Genomic DNA, 19,745 nt, shown 5'->3' on the forward strand with positions numbered 1-19,745 from the left:
CGCCCTGCACGCCCGAGTCTCGAACCTCCATCGACACACGCGAACCACCGTTCCCGCCACCCTCAGACGAAGCCATCAATCCGCAGCTCTTCTCCGCTTGCGAGAGGCGATGCAGCAGGTGGCTTGAGAATCAAGCCACCTGCTGAGCTACTCCGGCCTCACTCAGGTTAAGTTGCCAGAACCCCTTCACGTCCGGAGAGGTGGTCGTTCATCACGCCGTGACCGGTTTAACGCAGCGGATCGGCTTCGCGCAGGAGGTCGCCGACGTGACGTTCGCCGGAAACGGACGCCTGCTGGTGACGGTGGACGACCTCGTGGCGCTCGTTGATCCGGAATCGGGCGAGGGCGCCGTGATCGCGCGTTTCGACACCACCGCGCGCGCAGCCGCGCCGGTCTCAGACGGGCTCGTGGTGTGCGCGAGTATCGGCGCAGACGTTCGTATCGTGGACCTGCAGGGACGAACGGCCGCGAGCCTGACCGGTTCGTCGCATTACGTGCAGGCCCTCGCGGCGCAGCCGGGAGGATCGATGTTCGCCACCGGGCACTGGGACGGAACGGTGATCCTTTGGAACGCCGCGACCTTACGGCCTCAGGTGACCTTTCGTGCTCAGCGCATCGTGATCGCCGTGGCCTTCAGCCCCGACGGGCAGCATCTCTTGAGCCTCGGGTACGACAGCCTGCACCTGAGCACGGCAGTGTGGGACGTCCCCACGCCGGAGGAATGTCGCGCGTTGGCCGGCCGGCCACTGACCGGTCAAGCTGGCGTGGAACCGTCGCACATCTGGCGCCTGGCCGAGAGACAGACCAGCCACCAGGGCAATGCAGGGATTGGCGCACATATCGGGCTCGCCCGTGGTGGCGCGGCGTACCTCGTGAATGCGGACGCGCAGCCCACGCTCTACGCAACCGACACCGGCGCGCAGCTGGCGCAACTGGCGGGCGAGGCCAGGACTCTCGCGTATGCGGCGGCAGGTACGCTTGTCCGTACGGCGGACGGAGTGGCGTGGTTCGCCTTCGAGGACGGCCACCTCACCCCGCTCGGCTTGCCCGGGGGCATCACCTGGGAGGGCATCAGTCTGAACGGCCGTCATCTCCTGGGGACGGATGAAACCGGTGCCGTGCGGGTTTACGATCGCCAGAGCGGACAATTCGGGGCCGAACTGCGATCGCCGGACATCCTGGTCGACGACGCCCCCTTCGCGGCGGCAGCTGGAGAGCACTGGTGCGTGACCGACGACGGGCGGTACGCAGCGTGCAGTTCGAGCGAACACGAGGTGTTCGTGTGGAACGCCACCACCGGCGCCTGCATCTCCAGCGTCACGGATCTGGTGACGTACCCCAGAAACCTGAGCTTCACGGGGGACGGAACACGCCTGCTGGTGGCAGTGGGCTCACGAACCTTGCTCGGATCAGTGACCGTGATCGACCTGCCCACGCCCTGAGCGCACAACTCGAGCCCTCCTACTGGAATGGCGTCCGGCTCTTCACTCCGTTCGGACGCCAGGCGGGCGCCGTCAGGACCGAAAAGCCCGCTGGTGAAGCGCCACGGCCCTGGGGGTCCCTTAATCTGCTTTGTTCTCCTCGTACTCGGCTTCGAAGGCGGCGAGGATGGTGCGGTCGCCGAGACTCTGAAGGCCCAGGCTCAGCAGCTTCTTTACCTGAGGGAAGTACGGTTCGTCGGTGATGTCCTTTTCGTATCCCTGCCTGAGCGTCGTTCGTCCAGTCAACGTCACCCGGAAGTCCTCAGCGTCCTTGGCGTAGCTGCACCGCGTGTCCACGATCCGCTGATACAGGAAATAGCGTTTCTCGCGCGCCGAAGCGCGGCCGACGCACCAGATGACGCCGCCTTCATTCGCGGCACGCTCGGCGACCGCTTCCTTGTTGGTGGCGATCATCCCGCTGGTGGCGACCGCTCCACGAAACCCGCGGCCCATGGTGGCCGGGTTGTGGTAGAGGATGTAGTTCGCAACTCTGCCCATGACGTACTGTACCTGCTCCTCAGCAAAGCCGCCGTTGGGGCGGCCGAACCGGTGACGCCCTCTCAAGACCGACACGAACGGTCAAATTCCCGGCAGACGAGTGGGTCAAAGCAGCGTCTCACCGCGTTCCTGCCGGGGCCCGGCTGGCTCCGAGGTCTCCAGGCGTCGCAGGCGTGCAACAGGGCTGCTGGGCGGCGAGCCGAGACGTTGTAGCTGAAGTTCCAGCCCGCTGGGTCACCCTCGACGTCTGCCCGAGGCAGGTCATCCATCGGGGCCTGCGCGAGTGCGGGCCCCTGGGCACCACGGCAGTGGTCGACATCGAGGGCGACCCGCCGCAGCCCGGCGGGAGAACACACCCAGGCCCGTCGGCCTGACCCGCCTGCACGAAGTGCTGGGCTGCTGTCAGGGTGACCCAGGCAGCAGCGTCCAGGGAGTTGTGCGAGGACAGGCTACGGCTCCAGCGGGCGTGTGGGACCTTGCCGATCTGGCTGCCTGCCCTGGGCCGGGCCCGCCACGGCAGGAACGGGCGCCGTTGTGGGTCCAGTGAGCAGGCGTCACCAAGTTCACCAGGCCTCGTCGGTCATCTTCCTGAGCGTTCTCGGCCTCCGGCGCCTCAGACCGTCGCGCTGTCATCGCGTGACGCTTCATCGCCGCTTTGGAGATGGGGAACCATCGGCCCGGTCCGCTGGAGCCGTGAGTTCACGGGGCCAGGATCGCACGCCCTGGAATGGTGCTGCGTCCGGGAGGACCAATTGCTGATCTGACGAAACCGGTGTCTTCATGCGGGGGCTCCTGCAGGGATGCTGGCGGCCTCCCCCCTCCCCTGTGCGCTCAACGGCGTGTGCTGGGGCACCTGCCCCATCGCACGTCACACGGATCGCCTGAGATCGCCGGGCCCACCGCCGGTGCTCAGGGCTTTTGTGCGTACGTCTGAAGAACGTGCACCAACCAGCGGACGCTGGGTCAGCGACGCTCGAGTCGCTTTTCCCTGCCGCTGCAGGCCACCAGCCCTGAGGCACCCTCCGTCCCGGACGTCCCACAGGTCACCGGCAGGACTGCCCTTCCAGCATCGCTGAGCCCTCATTCGGCGGCCGTCGAGAAAGCCGGTGAACATGCCTGCCGTGGTTAAGCCAGTTGACCGATGTCGAGTGGAAAGGGCACACGATAAATTCTGGGCGTTCAGGCGGCGCGGATCACGGTTCCTTCCCCCTCCGAAGATTGCAGGTTCCCCTCAGCACTTCGCCTGAGGCTGACCTGTCGGAGGCACTCCGGTGTCTTCTCCCCTTCCCGTGACCATTTTCCCCTGAACCTCCCTCCACGCTCTGCGCCCGGTCCCTCTTGCCTCTCGAACGCAATGACCGGGCTTTTGTTTGCCCGTCACTCTTTTTGGAGGATCATCGTATGGGTGTCCCAGCCCTGCGCACCCATGAAGGTGCCCCCGCCTATCGGCGTTCTGCCCGGGAAGAACTGTATCTGCTGGTCGCCAGTCAACTGTTCAGCGGTGACAGCTTATACGAGGGACAGGCGGCCACACTGGCGCGGTTCCGGACGCTGGTCCGCGCCATCGCTGCCGAGCCGGACGGTGGACCATATCTCGCTGCACTGGCCACCTACGTCCGCCATCAGCTCATGCTCCGGAAGGCCGCCACGATGCTGGTCTGCGAGACCTTCGCGTTGGCTTTGCCTGAAGCGGAACAGGCTGCCCAGGCCGTCTGGATTCGCGGCGACGAGCATCTGGACGCCCTGACGTACATGCATGCCAGGGGCAAGTTCCCCAAACGGTTTCTGAGGGCCGTCGCTCAGCGGCTCAATGCCCTGACAGAACGCCAGGCCCTCCGCTACGCCGGCACAGGTCAGGCAAAAGCGTTCAGCCAGCGAGACGCCCTGCGCATCACGCACGCCATACCCGTCGATGAACGTCAGGCCGCTCTCTTCCGAAGCCTGACCCAGGGCTGGAAGGCTTTGACGGAAGAAGAAAAAGCGCGCCTCCCCCTGATGCGGGCGGTCCGGGAAGGCACGCGGGTGGCCAGCTGGGAACAGGTGATTTCCCGTGACGGAAGTACCCCCGATACCTGGGCCGCCCTCGCGCCGACCATGGGGTATATGGCGCTGCTGCGCAACCTGCGCACGCTGGTCACGCTCAACGTGGACGAGCGCGTCCTGCGTCCGGTGGCCGAGCGGCTCGCCGATCCGGAAGAAGTGGCCAGCAGCCAGCAGTTGCCGTTCCGGTTCTACAGCGCCTACAACGCCGTGCAGCGTCCCAGGGCGGTGGCAGGACGGGCCAAGGTCCCCCGGTGGCAGGCGGTGTCCTACTGGCAGCGCCGACGCATTGCCCTGCCTGCACGTGGGTACACCGCCATGGAAACGGCACTGATCGAACTCGGGGTCCAGGTGCCGGCGCCGAAACCCACAGAACGCAGCGTCCGCACCCAACACGTCAAGTCCGTGCAGGTGGGCTGGCGGTGGACAAGGAACGTCTACCTTCCGGCTTCCTCCTGGTGCACGAGGCCGGTCCAGGACGTGCCGCCGTATCTGCTCTCGGCGCTGGAGACCGCCATGGAACACGCCGCTCAGCGCCTGGGCCAGCTTCCCGGGCAGACCGCCGCGTTCGTCGATCTGAGCGGCTCGATGTACGCCGCCGTCTCGGACAAAAGCACGATGTCCCGGATGGAGGCCGCCTGCACCCTCGGTGGATTGATCGGCAGGCAGGCGAAGTGCAAGGTCTATGGCTTCGGCACCTGGTTCAAACACGTGGACTTGAGTGACGTGACCAGCGCCCTGCAGGCGGCCCAACGGATTCAAAGAACAGAATCCGAAGTGGGTGGGGGCACCTACCTGGTGCCTGCCTTCGAAGCGGCGTTCATGGAGCACTTCGACCGGGTCATCGTTCTGACGGACGAGCAGGTCGCCGACGCCGCCTGGAGCAGATTGAACCAGTACCTGGACGAGGATGGGCAGAGGCGCGCCTACGTGATCAACCTGGCCGGGTATCAGGCCAGCTTCGTGGGCCGACATCCCCGCCTCGTCAGCGTCGGGGGATTCAGCGACCGGGTGCTGGACTGGATGGCCGCCCTGGAACAGCCGGATCCGGTCACCGTCATTCTCGGCCACCTGCCGCTGAAAAAGTCGGCATGAAGCAGGAGAATCAGGCGTGACTGCTCCCACTCTGACCCTGACGTTGCGTTGTACGCCCGAAGCGTACGCGGCCCTGCGCGCCATCGCGGTGCTGATGCCGGGCGTGCACCTCGAGGACACCGAATCCGGTGCACCCACCCAGATCAGTGCTCTCACCTCTGCCGCACCTCCCTCCTCTCTGGACACTGTCGCCGCACCAGACCCGGCCGCAGGTCCCTCCCTCAGGGAGGTGCCTGCCCGACCTGGGCTCGACTGGCTGCCACAGCTCGATCCAGCGCGCACGGGCCTGCTCCCTGTGCTCTCCCCGACACCCGGCGAGCGCCACACGCGCCTGAGCGTTCATTCGGACGGCAGCGCCAATCCCAACCCTGGGCGCGGCGGCGCGGCACTGGTGACCGGGACGCTGGCCGTGGGCTGGCCCGCAGCACACGCCACCAACAACGAGATGGAACTGCTCGCTGCCCTGGGCGCCCTGCGCTTGGCCGCGGCGGCGCCGGACGTGCGCGAATTGGTGCTGCACTCGGACTCCAAGTACGTCGTCGACGGCATGACCAGCTGGATGCCAGGCTGGGTCAAGAAAGGCTGGAAGCGCCCTGGCGGCGCCATCGAGAACCTGGCGCTGTGGCAGGCGCTGCACGCCCAGCAGCAGGCGCTGCAGACGGCTGGAATCACGACGCGCTTCGTGTGGGTCAAAGCACACGCCACTGACGCCAGCAACAACCGTGCCGACGAGCTCGCCGCCCTCGCCGGAGCCAGTCAGACGCTGGTTGACCGCTCGCCGCATTGAGAAAACAGCGGGCGGTCTTTGCGAACGGCCTCGGCGGCGGCCTGCTGGAGAGCGGCCAGGGCAAGGGGCTGGGGGAAGTGAGGCATAACGTGGCGACTTTCCCACCTTCGCGGGCATGTCACCACCCCGCTGGAACGCCTGCGCTCATGGACCGTCACACCCTCTGGCGGGCCTGGAGCGGCCCGCCACTGAACTTCGGTCGAAGTCCGACACGCCTGCCTCGAGCTGGACGTGATGTCAGGTCGTATCGCAATACCGGCTGTCGCTGGTTCTTGGGGCAACCGCTGTGCAGCTAACCGTCTATGCCCTGCTCATCCTGATCGTGGCCCTCCTTTCCGGAGAGCCGCTGGCTTCGAGCCTAAGCAGCGCGTGCCTCAGCAGGTTCAGTCCGAAGCCGTCTGGGATGTCGAGGTTCAGTAGGAGCGCGTCGAAGCCTCCCTGTTCCCAGCGAGCGGTGGCTGGCGCAAAAGTCTCCACGTGCATCACCTCCCACGCCAGGCCCGCCAGCTCTAGCCATTCCTCCAGCAGCACCGCGTCCGGGAGGTGATCCTCCACCAGCAGCACCCGCATCACCGAACGTTCCTTTATGTCAGCCGGCACAGCACGGTCGCCGCTCATGCGCCCGCCTCTGCCGCTGGCACGGTGAGGTGAGGTCACTGGTGGAGCACTCACCACACCGATGACGCCCGCTCTGTGTCGTCGTCTTTGCATCCAGGCTCCTCTCGCCCTCATGCCCTCTGCGTTCTGATGAATTTGACGGTGAACGGTGAATGGACTGGTTCGTTGGCTGCGTGCATAGCGCCTGCATTGACATCTGAAGGCACCGCCTGATCCGGAAAATTCCGTGCTGGTCTCAGGAGGCGAGGCGTCACGACCAGGTGCACCACAGAGATGGTGGCGCATCTATTCTTCCTTCCCGTGCTTTCCTGAGGTTCCCATGACGCGCCCCCAGCCTGCCCGGATGTACGCCAACGTCCACCTGATTCTGGAACGCGATGGACAACTGCTGCTGCTCCTGCGGCAGAACACTGGCTACGCGGACGGGCAGTACGCCCTGGTGGCGGGATACGTCGATGAAGGACAGTCCTCCACAGCAGCAGCGGTCACCGAAGCACGTGAAGAAGCAGGTCTGGACCTCTGCGCCGATGACCTCGACCTCGTGCATATCACCCATCTGCAGGACGAACGCGGCGAAAGCCGGTACGGCCTGTTCTTCCGGCCTCGGACCTGGACGGGTCAGCCTGTGAATCTGGAACCGCAGTACTGCGCGGGCCTGCACTGGTTCAGGCCCGATGACCTGCCAACGACCATGATTCCCTACGTCCGCCACGCGCTCACGCTTGCACTGCAAGGCGTGCCTTACAGCGAGTGGGGCTTTTCGCCTCCACACCGGGCGCCGCAAGATTCCGGTGCGCTGCAATGATCTTCTTCAACGCCGACCAGGCCCGTGATTGGTGGTTCTTGTCCGCACCTTCTCACCCGACTGCACACGCGGGGACGACAGGGAGATCCAACCGTCGGTCAGGCGCTGAAAGTCGTCCAGAACCTGTGAATGACATCAGGCCCTGATGGCTCACGTGAGGCAGCGCGGCCCAGAAGCCACCAGTAGCATGCCCGCATGGTCTCCCCTCATCTGAGGACCCCTGCTCGCATCCTGTGCCTGGCGCTGTCCAGCGCGGTGTTGCTGGCTGGTGCTACACCGGTTTTGCTGCATGACCCACGTCCGGCCTCACCGGTACAGCACCTGACCCAGGCGGAACGCGCCGAGGCTGGACGGCTCATTTCCTGGCTGCGCACCTGGGAGGCGGGAAATCGGCGCCTGAACGCCCTGTACGGTCTCCCAGCGGGTCAGCGGTATGACCACTTGGGCGCCCTGACACAGCGTGACGTGCAGTTCACGCTGGTCGCGCCGTGGCGCAGCGCCCGCCCAGAGCGGCTGACCCTCGTGGACCTGGGCAAGGGTGAAGGCATGCAGTATCTGGTGGTCTTTGGCGAAGGCACCAGACGCGAGGTCTGGTACCTCAGGCCCACGACGAACTTCTCGCTGTGCGTCATTCGGCAGGTGTACGCCCTCAGAGACGTGGACCTCAATGGACGGCGGGAACTGGCCTTTGTCATTGCCTGTGGAGACAACGCACAGCGGTCTTCTTCGCTGTTGATGCTTGAATTCACGGCCTCGGGCGCCCAGATGGAAGCTTTGAGATTCCAGGAAGACAATGAGGTGTGGCCTGAGGGCGGACAGGTGCGGGGCGGCTTTCAGATGCTGCTGAAAGTTGAGAAAGGGCCCACGCCACGCTACACGGCACAGACCCTGCGCCGGTACGGGGCGTTCTATTTTCCCGCTGTTCACGCGTACAAGGTGCCCCCTGTGGGGCAGGCCGTTGTTGTGAAGCCCGAACCTCAGAAGCTCGAGTTCCTCCGCTTCAAATGAGGCGCAGACAGGCCGCTGAAGACCGGGGCCGTGCTTCTTCTCAGCCTTCCTGGCGAGCGAGAACGCCCATCACAGCCTGAACCCCAGGATCTTCTCGTGGCTCGTACTCAAAGAGGGAGGACAGGCTGCGGAGCTTGATGGTGATGCTCCACGCGAGGTTCTCGAAGTCACGTTCTTCCAGGTTCACGCCCAGCACGGCGGCGCGGTCCACCGCGTGGTACAGATGGCCGATCCACACGTCATCACTGCCCGCACGGCGCTCAGGCCAGTGGTCCTGCAGACACCAGAGGGTCGCGGCGGTCGTCGCCCAGTTCTCCACGCACGTGTCGTCCCGCAGAACGTGCATCACCGCATCAAAGACGCCGTTCCACCCATAGAGGTCCGCCATGTGGGTCAGGCCCGCTTCGTCCTCATTGGCTTCCCCGTTCGCGAAGGCCGGCTCCTGCACCCGCCAGACCACGTCGTCGATGCCCTCCCTCAAGGAGGTAACGCCCGGGTCCTGTTCCTGCCAGTGCCAGGGTTGCCGTGCGTCCTGCGCCAGCAGCACGGTCGCCGATTCATTCGGGTTGGCCAGGCTTTCCCACCGCTCGTACCACCCGTTCGGACCCTCGTCATACAGCCCAGCGCGGTGCATGCCAGCAAAGTGCCACCCCAGAGCTTGCGCCTCTTCCAGTGTCCATTTCGGCCGGGCTTCTGGAAGCAGGGCGTCAGGAAAGTCAGGTGGCAGGTGGCGCGCCCGAATCCAGCTGCCGTCCAGGCCAAGGGCCCGCGTGGCCGCTGCCTTCAACGCCTGAATCCAATGATTGGGCCGGTCCGGCACGTCTGAAAGGACCACACCGGCCCACGACGCGGCCGTCTGAATGGCCGCCATCAGGGCCTGGGCCACCGGAGCGAGGTCGCTGTTCTCTCCAGCGTCAGGCAGCTGGAGGGCCAGCAAGGCTGCCTCGTCATCTGAGAGGGGCTTCTCGATCGCACGGATGATGAACAGGAGCTCGTGGGAAGGCAGGCCAGAGGCCAGAACCTGCGCCAGGCTCTGGAGTTCAGGGCGGATTCCTTTCAGTGGCGGATCTGATCGGCGCACCAGCTTCTCGTATAGGAGGCCAGCGTGGACGGTCCAGACGCTACCTGCCTGACCCTGCAGCTCGACATCGACGGTGGCGTGGTACAGGGTGCCTCGCCGCTCCACTTCCCGGTAGGCCTGAAAACGTGGTGAATGCTGGTCCCAGAGCCACACACGCCATGCTGGGTGAGCGGACGCGAGGTGACGCTCAAGCGCTTCACGGGCCTCACTGACGGACGCGTGAACGCCCAGCGTGAAGAGAAGTGCCAAAGGAAGGGAGAATTCGCCGCTCTGCACGTTCTGGGAGCATAGGCATTCCAGAAGCAGGTTCCCATGCCCATTCTGGCCTACGCCATCCGTGCGCCTCTCCCCTGTCCCTGGGCCTGCCCGGGTGGCCGGGCAAGGCCTGAACGACGCAGTGATGCCCCACGCCCTCAGATCCATCCCCTGATCAACAGCCTGGATCCCGGCACGGCGCCACTGGATCACCTGAGCCGTTATGCCCCCTCAGGCACGGTGGGGGCAGGCACTGGGACGTCGGTCTCGTCGCCCGTACCGTTCTGGTACCCGGCCAGCGGCAGGTAGACCGGTCCGGCCAACCCGGCTGCGGCGAGCGCCTGGCGAGCCTCACGGGAGATAAAGAGCGTCGTCGGCTGAGCGCTCAACCCGAACAGTGCCGGAAGGCCGCCTGCCGGCACATGGAGGGCATACTCGCTGATGGTCACTAGGCCGGGAATGGCGCGGCTGCGGCGCATCTCGCTGCGCGCCTCATCCAGGTTGTCCAGATGCTCCAGCAGCTGGACAATGACATAGTCCCGATCTGCTGTTTTAAGCCGCTGCTCGACGAAGTCATCGCCCGGAGCAGGCTCATCACGCCGGAGGACCGGGTCGATGATCGCCAGAGGAAGAGCCTGGTGAGGGAATTCCTGGACGGCGAGCAGGGCCGCTGGTGTGCTCAGGCGCCAGGCGCTGTCCCAGGCCCAGGCGCCCAAGGGTTGCCGTGCCGGGCGCGCCACGCCTGCAGGATCTGGGCGGCTTCCTCCTGCTCACGGGCTTTCTGGACCTGCCAGGCGGCCTCCAGACGGCGGGCCTGCCGGGTCGCCGTCAGCGCCCCCAGTGGATGTGGCCAGCCGCCCCGACCAGTGAGTCGGGCCCAGGCGAGGCTGCGTGCCGCGCTGGCGCCGATGAGGGGGTCACCGCGCAGCGCCTTGAGGGTGCGCCGGGCCGCCGCCGACGCTGGGCGGCCTGGCCCTGCAGGCCAGGCCTGCAGGGTGATCACCGCCAGGTTGAGCTCAGTTTCTATGGGAAAGGAACCCCTTGCGCTCTCTATCAGTTCACGTGCACGCTCCAGATCGCGCTCGGCCCCAATACCGAGGGCCAGCATGCTCCCCAGGGTCAGACGCGCGCCGTTCATGCACTCGCGGACCCAGTCGCTGTCCGGTTCACCAGCCTCCAGCAGCGCTTGACCCATCTCCAGCGCCTGCTCGAGCCAGCGGACGGCCTCTTTCACGGGCACCTGGGCTTTCTCGCCTTCTGGGGGAAGGTTCATGATCAGGAGTGTGCCCAGGCGCGCCTGCGCGCTCACCAGGCCATCCACGGCCGCCTGGCGCATAGCCCGCTGGGCCGCTTCGAGTCGGGCCTCTTCCGGGACGCCCGAGTCCTCATGACGCACCATACCCGCAGCCATCAAGACACTCCAGGCGGCCAGGGCCTCTGGTTCCTGCGCCATGACGTGTCCGTACGCGACGTCCTGGAGAGGAGACCAGCCAGGATGCACCGGGCCGCCCCGCACGCAGGCGCGCAACTGCGCGCGCAGAAGTTCACGGTCAGTCATGGCCCGCTCCAGGAGCTCCGGCGTGGGGGTCATGCGGCGCCTTTCGGCGCCCAGGGGCGCGAACAGTTCTGCCGCCCCGTCAGGAACGTCCGATGAGAGCCGCATGCCGCACAGGCTAGCGTGCGCCTGACCGCTTTGCAGGCCACCATGCCGGGCCTCCCCCGGATCTCCTGAAAGAGCTGCGCCCTCCGGTTTTGCCAGAACCCAGTACTGGGTTTTCTGTCCCCACTTCTCCGTGGCTTTTTCCGTGATGGCACGACTGTGGTGGCCTCATCCCAAACGGGCAGGCGCAGAGGAACTTCCTACAGTCCACCCTGCCGAAGTCGACACCTGGGAAACCCGTCCTTGTGCCAGAAGGTCACCACTGGCTGCGCCAGTCGGACTTTCACACGCTTTCCTGCCAGGTCCGCGGCATCCATTTCAATGCTGCTGTGCCCTGACAGCGAGTTGACCACATGTTCTTCAGGCCGGTCCAGGCCTCTTGCCTAACCTCCATGCCTGCACAGACAGCCACATGGCCGGCGCCAGCAGCAGCAGGACCCAGGGCGCTCCCTCGCGCCAGGGCATCAGGAGCAGTCCGGCGAACACCACGCTCGAGACCGGCGCGACCGGCAGGTGGCTACCCCACGCCCAGATCTGCCAGACGCCGCAGAGGGCCATGAGCCCCGTGACGATCAGGGCCCAGGGCTCACCGGTGAGCTCGCGCCACATCACTTCCATGGCCGCTGGGCCCCCCAACAGGCCCATGCCCAGGGAAGCCATGATGACCAGGCCAGTGAAGGCCAGCACCACCACAGTGCCCAGGCACATGTACACCGACACGCGGCGCTTGGTCTTCATGCTCAAGCGGGCCCAGCCGCGCGCGTGGCGTGACCAGGCCAGGACGAGAGAGGAGAGGCCTGAACCCATGCGTCCCATCATGGGGTATCTAAGGCGCCGCCTAACCCGCACTGCTGCGGCCCTACGCTCCAGGACCTCACCGGACTGTTCAGGTCCGCAAGAGCCGCACACGCCTGGACATCCTATGTTCGGAAGGTCTCGTGCTTCCACAGCCATCTTCTGTTCGGTCAGGTTTCGGACCCATCGCGGCGGGTCGATTCACTTGCCGAGATATGGGCTGACCTCAGGGTGGGCATGGACGCTGGGCAAGGGGACTCATGTCAGCCGCAGGGCCCAGGACGTGGTCGTCAGGCCCTGCGCTGGGGGACGAAGAAGGGGGAGCTGTAGGCGGCTCCCTTCATGAACGGCTCTGCACTTCAGCTCAGGCTGTCGAGTGCCTTGAGGCGCTGCTTGCGCGACTGGCCTTCCAGGGCCTCGATGTCCTTTGTCGCCAGCAGCGCCTGAATGACCAGCTTACGCTGAGCCTTGGCCTGTCTGGGCACCGCTTCTTCGTGCTCAGCCAGCTTGAGCACGATCATGCGCTTCACATTGCCGACTGGGACGATACAGCCTTTCCGGGCAAACGAAGGGCGTTCCAGGTGTACCTGGACGGTCCCAGAGACACGAAGTGTCGGGTTCGCGGCGGTCGCGAGGGCAGCCGCAAGGCAGTGGCCGTGTGAGGTCATTCGGCCGTCACGAGGCAGTGATCAGCGCTGCCAGCGCACTCTGGTATGGTCCAGTCGTGAAGACCGAAGCTGCGCTCGACCTGGCCGCTGCTGAGGCACTCGCCACGCTGCTGGCCCAGGTGCTGGCAGCAGGCGGCACGCGGGTGGTGCTGATGCCGCGCGCCCGACCGCTGATGCTGATCGGCAGCCCTCCAGGCCCCGTGAGCCAGGAGGATCTGGTCCGAGTACCGGGGCACGGCGCAGTCAAGGCCAGCTGGATGAAAGCGCTGATTGCCGCCTTCCTGCCTGGGCAACATCCAGCTGAGGCGCGCGGGGAAACCCTGGGCATTCCGGTGACGCTGGTAGACCGGCGGTGGCTCTTTGAGGCGGCTGCGGGCGAAGGCCTGACGGTCGCGGGCCTTACGCTGCTTGACCCGCCTGATCAGGCCAGCTTGCCTGCTGGCGGTTGTGGCAAGTTGTTGGGAGAGGGTGATGTGGGGCTGAACGGTGAGATGCTCGCTGGCAACTGATTTTCCCTTGCTGGGATCAGCTGCGCCGTGTGGCTGGACCACCGGGTGACGCTGAGTGACCGGGCCGGAAAGCAACGCTTGAGGGAAGGGGGAGTGTTGTCACCTGCAAATCCATTCGCTCGTGGTCTGTCAAATTCAGCGATCTGTTGACCGATGCCCTGCGCCACCGGCAACCTTGATCAGATGCAGGTGGACGTAAGCGGCGTCACGCGCGGGTTGTGGCGGGCCGGCGACGAGCACAGAGTTGCCTTTGACGTCCTCCTGCAGCGTCACGGGCGTACCGAGTGTTTCTTCAATCGGCTCCTGGGCGGGGAGGGTGGCGTCCACCGAAAGCGGCCCAGACGGAGCTGGCCCAGTGGCCGGATAAAGCCCAATATGGGCTGTCCTCGCGAAGCCAAGCGTCCCACACCTTTCTCAGGGCCTGGGCACCACTCTTGACGTTTTGCTCCAGCTGGCCAGGAGAAACCACGTGTTCAACCCCAGGAAAGCGCGACGCCCGGGGGGGAGTGTCACGGGTTGGGGCCATCAATCGTGACGATCCGCCGCGCGGCGCGCAGTAAAGGGGGTGACACCAGAGTTGGAACAGAAATTCCCGCTCAGGATTTGGTCGTTTGATATCTGCGTGCTGCACGCTCTTCGTCACGGAATCAGTGCTCTGTCCAGTCGGGGTATACGCTTGAGGGTGCCGAGCCCGCGAGCTGTGGGACATGGTGACGCACGCCCGGTCCCTGCCTGGTTTACACCGTTTGGGTCCGGGACACACCCCTGGTGACGACCGAGTAAATTGCCACGTCAAGTAGACCCGCGATCAGCAAGGGCTCAACTGTTCCCGTCCAGGCGCTGGAGGCGTCCGTCAGCCCACCGGTCACACCTTGCACCGTCAGGAAGATCCCAGCGCCGATCACGACATACAGCCAACGTGGCCAACCCCACGTCCGACGAATCAACTCATAAAGAGCGTTGTAGAGCCCCAACGCCACCGCGATGCTCAGGAGGCCCCCGAACAACATCACGAGGTTATAAGAGGAGCTGGCTGCCCCCGCCTCTGCTGGTGGACGGGGGCGAACATATCCACTGCCGAGAAAGACCGCAACAGGCAGAAGCTGGCAGGCCAGAAGCGTGAGGGCGCGCCAGCGAGCCAAACACCTGACGGACGTGCTCACCGTTTGAACACCACCGCAACGGCGATTGGACGCAGATCCCCACCCATTAGAGAGCGGTCGCGGTTGTTGAACGCCAGAAGGTTCAGGGCGCGGTCCTTGAATCAGGCGTGAGGGGTTCACCGCCGACCACCGGCACGAACGCAATGGTGACCAGGAGGCGCAGGATGGTCGTTGGCATGACGCCAGTGTAGGCAAGGAATGCCTCGCCCTACACGGCCGCGTCGACAACCTTCGCCGCCACACCTGAACACCCATCTCCGTCGCCGTCAGACGAAGGGTTCAAACCGCAGCCTTGGTCTTCTGGCCAAAGGCGATGCAGCAGGCGACCTGATTGACAGGCCACCTGCTGCGCTTTCCCGCAACTCCGCTCAGGTTCAGTCGCCAGAATCCCGGCGCCAGAGCAGATCTCCACCCTTGAAGAGCGGTTGCTGTTGACAGCTGGGCAACATCGACGGGCGAGCACTGGAAGCCACGACTTCGACCGGCTTGCAGGTGGGGCCCGGCCCAAAAGGTCCACCTCATCTGTACACAGCCTGCTCAGCGACATGCCAACGGCACCAAGTCCACGGTCTCGGGCGCGTTGGTGGCCTACAAGCCGTCCACCATCAATCTGGCCACCAAGCCCCCAGTCTCCACACAGGGTACCTTCCGCGCGGCAGCTGGCCCGTCCTGGGCTTTGATGAACTGATCCAGGACCGCCACGATGTCAGGCTCACGGCCCGTCCGCTCGGCCACCACCTGCCGCAGATTCACCACCAGGTCAGCGGTGCTGGGCGTCCTGTCAGGGCAGAGCCGGTTCAGCTGCGCAACCTTTTGCGCAATTTCCGCGTCGGGGGGCCGGCGACCAGCGATCACGGCCAACTGGCGCGCCTCTTCAGGAACCCCGGGTGCAGCTTGGGGCGCAGAGATCTTCGCGGCGCGGCTGGCCGCCGTGCCGGCCTGGGGCAGCGTATATCTGGCGGCCTCCTCTGGACTGAGGGTGCTCTCCCAGATCGTCGCGGCCACGAACAGCAGCAGGGGCGCGCCAAGCAGCGCCGCGAGCGCGGGCCAGAGCAGGCGCCGCTGCTTGCGGACCCGGAACAGGGCAGCGAGCCCGCCAAGAAAGATGATCAGCGGCACGAGAACGATCAGCAGGGTGATGTCCACACCCCATCAAAGCATGCACGGTGCGGGCCGCGCAGCGCAGGTGCGGCCGTGACGCACCGCCGGCTGCCCCTGCCGAGCCTGGTCAACGTGCTGGCCAGGCCTGCTCGTGCCGTGCACCTGCGGTGTGCGGCGCCTGAATCCGATGACCTTTGGCCTGTGTAGGCCCAAGAGCCTCCTCCCCTATCACCTCTATTGCCCCGCCAACAGCGCCTCGCCCGGGCGTAGGGGGCGTCACGCCACCTGAACGGCTCGCTACAGCCGGAAGGCGTAACCGATGACGCTGAGGGAAAACGGTGGCGGCAGGGCTGCCAGTCGGTTACGGCTCATTCGCTTACCGGGCTTCAGTTGCCAGAGCGTTCTCAAGAGCACTGTTCTTGCTTCTGCGGACGCGGGGTACACCAAGGCGTGTCAGGAGGCTTTACAGCCGCAGCGGGTGCTGCGCCCAAATGCACGGGAACGCTACCGCGACATTCTGGTGTTCACTCCGCGCGCTCAGCAGGGTCCGTTTCACTCACACTGACCATGACCTGTCCCTGCGCTTTCAAGGCGCGCAGCTCCGCATATCGGGGTTGATCCCAGAAACTGGTCGGCCGGGCGTAGTACATGCCAATCCGTTGCGGCGTGCCTCGGTACTGCACTGCGGTGCTGGCCACCCCGTAGTCATCGCGCCACCCGGTCACACTGGAAAAGCCCTTGCTGGTCAGCAGCGTCTCTGCCTTGGTCATAAACTCGTCGGCGCTGTACGGCGCGGCGTAGCAGGCATTGGTGGGATCACGCCTGAAGGCGGCGTCCGCACAGGTGATGGGCGTCAGGCCCAGGTTCTCGGTGGCCAGGCTCCGCATCATGTCCAGCAATTCGGTTTTCTCCAGCTGTCCTCCCGTGGGTGCACAGGCGACCAGCACGGCAGGGACGATGTAGACGACCCCTCTCATTTCCGGACTCCAGGCCACCACGCGGCCCACAGACCTGGGAACTGCGAGGCCACCACCCTGCATTCCTCAGGTGCCGGGTTCTCCACGGCGAGTTTCCGTTTGTCGCAGTCGATGCGTGTGTTGGCTTCCCAATCCTTGAGTCCCATCTGCACGAAGAGGGTATAAGCTTCCCGCGTGATGGACAGTGCTCCTGTGGTGAAGACCTTGGTCTGGAGCGCCCCCAGGCGCCCCTCCATCTGCTCGCGCTTCATGATTTTGGGGCCCAGTTTCGCGACCTGATCCTCTACCTTTTCCACCAGCAGTTTGCCCCTCATGGCCACTGAAACTCGACAGGCAGGTGAGCCGTGACCAACCGGTCAACCCATTGATGGTCAGCCACCTGCACACCTCACCAAGATGGATGGATGCTGAATGCGCCTGTGGTCAGATGTGCTCCTAAGGTGAAGGGGGTTCACGTACTCTGCAGACAGGAGGCTCCATGCTCGAATCCACCACCCGCCGCGCGCCAGCGGCTGCGAATGCACCTCAGGCATCGGCCACCGCTGCTGCGCCGGCCCGTCCCCCCGTCTCCACCCTGCCAGCGGCCGTTCAGGCGGAAATGCAGCGCAGCGCTGCCAAAATGAAGGCCCTGGCGGGCAAGCCTACCGAGCAGGCCGCACTGCTTGACCAGTGGATCGACAGCCACACCAGGCAGGTTCCGATGAAGAATTCGGTGGTCCAGAACCTGGGACCCACCGGCGAGGGGCTGAGCTGGTGGCAGGGGGCCCTGGCCAACAGTGTCACGCCAGCGCTCATGGGCCCGGCGGCGGCCCAGGACCTGACCACTGGCCACACGAGAAAGCTCTCTGAAGCCCACACCGGGCTGGGCTTCTCGCTCTCCCCCATGCCCGTGGGGCTCAAGACCACGGTCACACGTGACGCTCTGGACCTCAGCAATCACGCGGCCGCCGTGCTCAAGGCCATGCTGGGCGCCGTGGCGGCCAAGGACCGGCATGCGGTGGCCGCCGCCTATGCCAAGCGCAACGGCGGCAAGACGCTGAGCGCCGCCCTGGGCGAGCTGATCCTGGACGCCAATGTGCGCGGCCCCCTGATGGCTCTTGTGCCGCCGCCCGTCAACGAGGAAACACTGACCCTCGACGCGTTCTTGGAGCAGATTGCCGTCGGGCTGGTGTACAGCAACCAGAGCGCAGCGGAAATGAATGCCGACACCCTGGACGAGCGGCGCCACAGCAATCCGGCGGCGCTGCTGAGTCACTTCGGCTATACCGCCGGCCCGCTGATCCTGGGGCGTTGGGGCCTGCAGATGCGCGTCTTTACCCCCAAGGCCAAGGGCCGCTGGCAGACCCCCATCGTGGCGTTTCGCGGCACGGAAGGGGTGCAGTTCGATGTTCAGGGCAAGGCGGCCGCCGCCAAAGCGAAAGCGGACGGCGGCTCTATGCAGGCGCAGGCGGCGGCCCGGCGCGGCGGCATCGAAGGCACCGTGGATACCGTCATTGGGGACGCCAGCCCCACGCAGATTGGCTGGCTCCAGGTGCAGCCCAACCAGGATTTGATCGAGGCCAATCTGGCCCGCGTGAAGGGCAAAGCCATTTCCACCGGCCACAGTCTGGGCGGCGCCATCGCGCAGCTGGTTCCAGCCCTCTACCCGGCCGAATTTGATCAGGTGGTGACGTTCCAGGCCGCCAACATTGATAAGGCAATGGTGGACAAGATGCGGGCCTACAACGGGGGCAAAGGCCAGGCCGACCCGGTGACCGCCCGGCATTACCGCATCGACGGGGATGTGGTGCCCACCGCCGGCGAAAAGCCCCTGGACGGCCAGATCTACTACTTTGACCGGGTGAGCCGGGACAAAGGCAGTGGCAAACCGTTCACCAACGACGCGGCCATGAACGCCTCCGCTGGGCATGTCACCCCGATGCTCAGCACCTATCTGCGCGGGCAGCGCACGCTGTCGCCGGACCTGCAGGAGATCGTGGACAACGGCCTGAAGGATGAAGCGACCCTGTCCGCCAAACCGGGTCAGAAGGTGCAGGAGGTGAAGACGGTGTTCGGCGGCAGCTATGCCACGGCTCAGGACCCCCGGATTGTCACCGAAGGCAACCGGAAGCTGGCCACGGGGAAGCTCCACCTGGTGCCGGGCACAGATCCCTTTGAAGAGGTGGTGTACGCCAATATCGCCTACAACACCCTGCTGTCGCACATCGAGAATCTGGCGGCCGACAGAAGCATCAAGACCTTTGAGCAGTTCAAGACGCGGGCCGAGCCGCTGCTGTCCGGCACGGCGCCGCTGCCCCTGGACCCGGATGACGTCACCCTGTCCAAGGTACTCAACATGGATCACACGGAAACGGATTATGAGGCCCGGCCGATCGTCGGCTATCCGGGCACCATGCCGGCGTTTCCAGCCAAATATGCGCCCATCAAATCGTATTTCGACAACGGTGTTCCCATTTCGCCGGACGTCAGGGTGCAGGTTCGCAGCCAGTTGGAAATCATCTGGCGCGCGTGGAGAGGCTGATGAAAAAGCTGCTCATCATGTGCTGCTTCCTCACGGCTTGCCGGACACAGCCGGCTGAAACAGTGCAACCGACTGGAGACAAGACGAAGATGATGGTGGATCAATTGAACGAGGCAGTCTACGGCGTCCTCTCTGGGGATCAATTCAAAGAAATTGACGGCGAAACGTTCTACGGCAAAGGGGCGTCCAAGAACGGTTCACGCGCCTACGTCTCGAAGCTGTCTCGTGACGAGGTGCTGGAGCTGCTGTCGAACGCTATTGAGCCCTATGTAGAGAGTCAGCCGTGGGGCGACGATTATGGGCAATATCACGGAAGTTTTCAATTGAAAGATGCGGAGAACATGCGCTTCGGCCTTGGAATCAGTTACCTGAAGCCGAAAGAAGAGACGTTCAAGAGTGCGCCCGACATCCTGAAGAACTACGATTCGGACATCGTTTACACGCCGCCCTTCGAGTGGAACGAACCTTGAGCACAGAGACCGGGGACCTACTGGTCCCCGGTCTCGCGGATGAGGACACGAAGCGCCAGCCGCCTGAACGCGGGCGCTTTGCGGCACTAGTGGATGACCACAGGCTTGGCTTGATCTAAGCTGAGGGATGGGGCGACAGAAACAGTTTGTGGTGGCGTTAACGGCACACGAGCGGCAGGAACTGACGGACATGACTCGCAAAGGCGTCCACAG

The 19,745-nt window shown here is 65.0% G+C and carries 19 protein-coding genes and 1 pseudogene; 9 read left to right on the forward strand and 11 right to left on the reverse strand.

The annotated features are described in order from the left end of the window. A pseudogene (locus C8263_RS17710) lies at nucleotides 1–127 on the forward strand (IS6 family transposase); the annotation flags it as partial. A 73-nt stretch (nucleotides 128–200) separates the two neighbouring features. Next, nucleotides 201–1,442, forward strand: coding sequence for a WD40 repeat domain-containing protein (locus tag C8263_RS17715; RefSeq protein WP_107139455.1), 1,242 nt, complete (start codon nucleotides 201–203; stop codon nucleotides 1,440–1,442). Between the two features lie 120 nt (nucleotides 1,443–1,562). Here C8263_RS17715 and C8263_RS17720 read toward each other — a convergent pair whose 3' ends face one another. After that, nucleotides 1,563–1,979, reverse strand: coding sequence for a hypothetical protein (locus tag C8263_RS17720; protein WP_146160763.1), 417 nt, complete (start codon nucleotides 1,977–1,979; stop codon nucleotides 1,563–1,565). Nucleotides 1,980–3,380: 1,401 nt separating this feature from the next. Here C8263_RS17720 and C8263_RS17725 point away from each other — a divergent pair. Then, nucleotides 3,381–5,114 carry a TROVE domain-containing protein gene (locus tag C8263_RS17725; protein ID WP_107139457.1) on the forward strand — a complete coding sequence of 578 codons (1,734 nt, stop codon included), beginning with the start codon at nucleotides 3,381–3,383 and terminating at the stop codon, nucleotides 5,112–5,114. Nucleotides 5,115–5,130: 16 nt separating this feature from the next. Then, the gene (locus C8263_RS17730; RefSeq protein WP_107139458.1) at nucleotides 5,131–5,901 is read left to right on the forward strand and encodes an RNase H family protein; all 771 of its coding nucleotides are present in this window, start codon (nucleotides 5,131–5,133) and stop codon (nucleotides 5,899–5,901) included. 300 nt (nucleotides 5,902–6,201) lie between these two features. On the opposite strand, the gene C8263_RS17735 is transcribed toward C8263_RS17730, so the two are convergent. Next, nucleotides 6,202–6,519, reverse strand: a complete 318-nt coding sequence (locus C8263_RS17735; protein ID WP_233218903.1) for a hypothetical protein — start codon at nucleotides 6,517–6,519, stop codon at nucleotides 6,202–6,204. 319 nt (nucleotides 6,520–6,838) lie between these two features. Here C8263_RS17735 and C8263_RS17740 point away from each other — a divergent pair, with 319 nt between their 5' ends. Both C8263_RS17740 and C8263_RS17745 read left to right on the forward strand, forming a co-directional pair. Next, on the forward strand, nucleotides 6,839–7,324 hold the full coding sequence (locus C8263_RS17740) for an NUDIX hydrolase (RefSeq protein ID WP_199188447.1): 486 nt from the start codon (nucleotides 6,839–6,841) through the stop codon (nucleotides 7,322–7,324). Between the two features lie 195 nt (nucleotides 7,325–7,519). Beyond that, nucleotides 7,520–8,332, forward strand: coding sequence for a hypothetical protein (locus tag C8263_RS17745; protein WP_146160764.1), 813 nt, complete (start codon nucleotides 7,520–7,522; stop codon nucleotides 8,330–8,332). 40 nt (nucleotides 8,333–8,372) lie between these two features. Here the strand turns inward: C8263_RS17745 and C8263_RS17750 are convergent, their stop codons facing one another. From C8263_RS17750 to C8263_RS19410, 5 genes are all read right to left on the reverse strand, one after another. Further along, complete coding sequence (locus C8263_RS17750; protein ID WP_146160765.1) at nucleotides 8,373–9,689, reverse strand: hypothetical protein; 1,317 nt, start codon at nucleotides 9,687–9,689, stop codon at nucleotides 8,373–8,375. A gap of 200 nt (nucleotides 9,690–9,889) precedes the next feature. Beyond that, entirely contained in the window at nucleotides 9,890–10,384 is a 495-nt protein-coding gene (locus C8263_RS17755) for a hypothetical protein (RefSeq protein WP_107139461.1), read from the reverse strand. Then, on the reverse strand, nucleotides 10,348–11,331 hold the full coding sequence (locus C8263_RS17760) for an SEL1-like repeat protein (protein ID WP_107139462.1): 984 nt from the start codon (nucleotides 11,329–11,331) through the stop codon (nucleotides 10,348–10,350). Before C8263_RS17760 ends, C8263_RS17755 begins: the two co-directional genes overlap by 37 nt. 357 nt (nucleotides 11,332–11,688) lie before the next feature. Next, nucleotides 11,689–12,066 (reverse strand): hypothetical protein, encoded by a 378-nt coding sequence (locus C8263_RS17765; protein ID WP_146160767.1) that lies wholly within the window; start codon nucleotides 12,064–12,066, stop codon nucleotides 11,689–11,691. Nucleotides 12,067–12,482: 416 nt separating this feature from the next. Further along, the gene (locus C8263_RS19410) at nucleotides 12,483–12,644 is read right to left on the reverse strand and encodes a hypothetical protein (protein ID WP_158263853.1); all 162 of its coding nucleotides are present in this window, start codon (nucleotides 12,642–12,644) and stop codon (nucleotides 12,483–12,485) included. 203 nt (nucleotides 12,645–12,847) lie between these two features. On the opposite strand from C8263_RS19410, the gene C8263_RS17770 reads away from it, so the two are divergent. Next, on the forward strand, nucleotides 12,848–13,300 hold the full coding sequence (locus tag C8263_RS17770; protein ID WP_107139464.1) for a hypothetical protein: 453 nt from the start codon (nucleotides 12,848–12,850) through the stop codon (nucleotides 13,298–13,300). Between the two features lie 135 nt (nucleotides 13,301–13,435). On the opposite strand, the gene C8263_RS19100 is transcribed toward C8263_RS17770, so the two are convergent. From C8263_RS19100 to C8263_RS17790, 4 genes are all read right to left on the reverse strand, one after another. Further along, nucleotides 13,436–13,627, reverse strand: a complete 192-nt coding sequence (locus C8263_RS19100; RefSeq protein ID WP_146160768.1) for a hypothetical protein — start codon at nucleotides 13,625–13,627, stop codon at nucleotides 13,436–13,438. Nucleotides 13,628–15,051: 1,424 nt separating this feature from the next. Next, on the reverse strand, nucleotides 15,052–15,609 hold the full coding sequence (locus tag C8263_RS17780) for a hypothetical protein (protein WP_107139466.1): 558 nt from the start codon (nucleotides 15,607–15,609) through the stop codon (nucleotides 15,052–15,054). Nucleotides 15,610–16,088: 479 nt separating this feature from the next. Next, nucleotides 16,089–16,541 (reverse strand): hypothetical protein, encoded by a 453-nt coding sequence (locus tag C8263_RS17785; protein WP_146160769.1) that lies wholly within the window; start codon nucleotides 16,539–16,541, stop codon nucleotides 16,089–16,091. Next, the gene (locus C8263_RS17790; protein ID WP_107139468.1) at nucleotides 16,538–16,855 is read right to left on the reverse strand and encodes a hypothetical protein; all 318 of its coding nucleotides are present in this window, start codon (nucleotides 16,853–16,855) and stop codon (nucleotides 16,538–16,540) included. Before C8263_RS17790 ends, C8263_RS17785 begins: the two co-directional genes overlap by 4 nt. A 164-nt stretch (nucleotides 16,856–17,019) precedes the next feature. On the opposite strand from C8263_RS17790, the gene C8263_RS17795 reads away from it, so the two are divergent. Then, the gene (locus C8263_RS17795; RefSeq protein ID WP_146160770.1) at nucleotides 17,020–19,062 is read left to right on the forward strand and encodes an alpha/beta hydrolase family protein; all 2,043 of its coding nucleotides are present in this window, start codon (nucleotides 17,020–17,022) and stop codon (nucleotides 19,060–19,062) included. Beyond that, the gene (locus C8263_RS17800; RefSeq protein ID WP_146160771.1) at nucleotides 19,062–19,532 is read left to right on the forward strand and encodes a hypothetical protein; all 471 of its coding nucleotides are present in this window, start codon (nucleotides 19,062–19,064) and stop codon (nucleotides 19,530–19,532) included. The genes C8263_RS17795 and C8263_RS17800 overlap by 1 nt, the downstream gene beginning before the upstream one ends. The last annotated feature ends 213 nt before the right edge of the window (nucleotides 19,533–19,745 follow it).

This window comes from Deinococcus arcticus, assembly GCF_003028415.1.
GTDB classification, from domain to species: Bacteria; Deinococcota; Deinococci; order Deinococcales; family Deinococcaceae; genus Deinococcus; species Deinococcus arcticus.